The 2,917-nt window shown below is 55.2% G+C and carries 2 protein-coding genes; one reads left to right on the forward strand and one right to left on the reverse strand.

The genetic code is table 11. From position 1 onward, the window contains the following. Nucleotides 1–130 precede the first annotated feature (130 nt). On the forward strand, nt 131–1,651 hold the full coding sequence (locus DWV00_RS12470; protein ID WP_115533916.1) for a pentapeptide repeat-containing protein: 1,521 nt from the start codon (nt 131–133) through the stop codon (nt 1,649–1,651). A 20-nt stretch (nt 1,652–1,671) separates the two neighbouring features. On the opposite strand, the gene DWV00_RS12475 is transcribed toward DWV00_RS12470, so the two are convergent. Further along, nucleotides 1,672–2,748 carry an aminotransferase class I/II-fold pyridoxal phosphate-dependent enzyme gene (locus DWV00_RS12475; RefSeq protein ID WP_220274687.1) on the reverse strand — a complete coding sequence of 359 codons (1,077 nt, stop codon included), beginning with the start codon at nt 2,746–2,748 and terminating at the stop codon, nt 1,672–1,674. Nucleotides 2,749–2,917: the final 169 nt, after the last annotated feature.

A 2,917-nucleotide genomic window follows, 5' to 3' on the forward strand; every position in this document is an offset into this window, starting at 1 on the left:
CTGAGATCTACACGCACGTTTCCGATCAGGGGCTGCGGGAGGCTTTGCTAAGGGCCTCGGGCCGCGGGGGGCGATAACTAGGAATTATCATGCGTCTTTTGCACTTGAAGCCCAGCCAGGCGGAACGAGCATGAGCGACTTGGTAAATCGCGCGGGACCATTGGTTGTCGGGGACGCGGCACAGGATTTCCAGCCGAGGTCAGACCTCACCTATCGGTCATACGCCCGCGTACAAGCAAGCTCCGCCGACTTAAGTCGGTCCCTATTGATCGGCGCGTTGTTTCAGCAATGCACCTTCTCGAACGTGCGCTTTGACAATTGCGATATCGAAGGAGCGCGCTTCACAGACTGCACCTTCGTTGGCTGCACATTTATCGACGCGGACCTCCGATCCTGCTCTTTTGCCCGCTGTGAGTTCAAAGCATGCAGCTTCGAACAAGCGCTCTTGCTTGATATCACGGTTCAAGGCGGCTGCTTCTCACAGACCAGCTTCGATCGCGCGAGCATTCACGACTCGGCGTTCGAGCAATCAGTCTTGAGAGAGTGCTCGTTCAAACATGCTAGTGCCTTGCAGAATACTTTCGACCGGACCGGCTTCGAAGACATGCGGATCGCCGATTGTACTTTCCTGTATGCCCTGATGTTGGAGTGCCGTTTCGATAGGATTCAGTTGAACGCTGAGGCAGTCGGCACCATCTTCGGGATATCCAAGTCAGATTTGATGTCCATCACGCTGATCTACCTGGGTGATGCACAGTGCAATCCAGCCGAGGACATTGTTGCGGCGTTGAAGTCTTCCTATGTCGATCGCAAATGGTACTTTCTCAGCGCGATGCTGGAAGTCAATTACGGTCCGGAACATCGGCTACTCGCATTAAGCCACGCGATGGGCGCTCTATGTGCGGTGGCTGCGAGCGGCATAGGTGTCAAGCGTGACGAGTTTCGATTCCTGGCACGAGTCACCGAGGTGCTTGCTCGACAAAATGTGCTGCCAATAGGGTTCCTCGTGCATGCGGCAGAAGAGACAGGGCGGCTGCTTGACGAGTCCAACCTCGCGCCCAATGTGTCCGCAACGATCACGGAATTGCACAACCGACTCTATCTGCTTCTTCAGCAGAGCGTTGATCTTTATAGCGAAGCTATCGGCCGGTTGCTTCCGACCGGCGATGAGACAGCTGAAGCGTCGGTCACTGTGGTTTATCGCGAGCGCCCTGCGATCGGCACAGCCGAAGTCGTACGCTTGGCTGGTCAGTTGATGTCTACGGAGGCGCCGAACGCAACACTCGTTTCTGCGCGACTTGGCTCGTGGATAGAAGTTGTTCAGACAACCGCAGCGGGTGTTATGGCGCTCTACGCGGTTATTGCCGCTACAAATGGCATTCTGACTCAAATAATTCGCACACGCGCACTCGCAAATGCTTTGGCCCAGCCGATTCCGAAACGTACCGTGCAGGCTCTGGTCCGGACCGCTGTGCTTCGGAACAATGAGCCTATGCAAAGCCGGCTAGCGCGCTCTGCTCTTGCCACGTTGTCAGATATGACGAAGAGATCGACCGGTAGTGGCGCGGTGCATCAGCTTGTAGCTGGAGGACTAGATAAGCTCGAATGCATCTCCGTCGAACTCGATAAATCGGCCAAAGATCGCGCCTGAAAGCGTTGTTAAATGAGCGATCAAATGGGACAACTATCCCGGATCGCCCCGAGCAGTCGGCCAAGCGCGCCCTCCATAGCAATGCCTCGACGTGCTAGATTTACGCGGAAGCTAAAGGGCGCGTCTGTCGGGCCGAGGTTTACGTATGACGGGAGAAACGATGTACCCGTCTCGTGAATCAGCTGAGACACATAGGGAAGCGATAATTCGAGGTCGCGCGAAATACCGTTCACGTGAACTGCTCGGTACGGCCCCGTAGAGCCTAGCAAGGTGCAGCCGAATTGCTCGCAGATGGATCGAACCGCAACCTCCGACTCGGCAAGCTTGCCGTGGACAGCTAGCAGCATCTCATCAAAATTCCGCGATAGAAAATGCTCAGCGTCGGAGATCGACATCCGGGTTAGCGGACCGGCCCAGATATCAGACAAGTACTCCAATGTTTCCACATGCTGCAAGTCAGCGATCACGGCCCCTAATTTAACGCCATTCATACAGACAGATTTATGTGGCGAGTAGGTTCCAATGAACCCGGAGGACTGCTCCACATGCCGACCCAATTCTGTTCCCACCATGCACTGGCACTCGTCGCCTACCACTAGGCCTCCCGCGGCCATGTAGCGCCGCAGTGTTTCTATCGTGGCAGGAGTGAACGTTTCACCGATGCCGTAGATTGGATGGGTGACCCACACCACGTCCGTCTGAACATCAAGTGCCGACAAGTCGGGAGCTGACCAGCCCAATCCATCTTGCTTTGCGTGGTCGCAAAAAACCTCAAAGCCGATTTCTTGTGCCGCAATCGGGACCTGGAAGTAGGAGGGTAGGACGATCCAAAGGCGCGTCTTGCCGAGGTGTCGCAGGAGATTCAGCACCACAAGGTTGGCGGCCGTTCCGCTCGGCGTTAGCAGCACCGCGCGATGACCAGTGTATCCGAGCTTCCCCGCAATATCCCGCTTGAGCTCCGAAGACACTCGATAGGAAAACACGTACTCGAAAGGCGAACTCGGGACACGCAAGGACGGTTGAATGCCAAGTCCGCTAACAAAGGCAGGGTCCGCATCCCACAGGGATACGTTGTACGGCGCGATGCCATGACGCACTTCGTACTCGGACTCAGCCAGTTCCAGTTGCTGGAAACTGTATTGCCTTGTTTGCAAAAAGTCTTGATAGGTAGCTATTTGATAATTCCTAGTTATCGTTTAGTGCTGAAAAATCGTCTTCGTAACGACCACAAACGACCTTTTGCACGTCGGTGCAAACAAGCATTCG

Source organism: Trinickia dinghuensis, assembly GCF_003367175.1.
Lineage (GTDB): Bacteria > Pseudomonadota > Gammaproteobacteria > Burkholderiales > Burkholderiaceae > Trinickia > Trinickia dinghuensis.

Bases quoted from the DNA above. Each gene is read 5' to 3' on its own strand.
- DWV00_RS12470 (WP_115533916.1), top strand. From the start codon at position 131: ATGAGCGACTTGGTAAATCGCGCGGGACCATTGGTTGTCGGGGACGCG.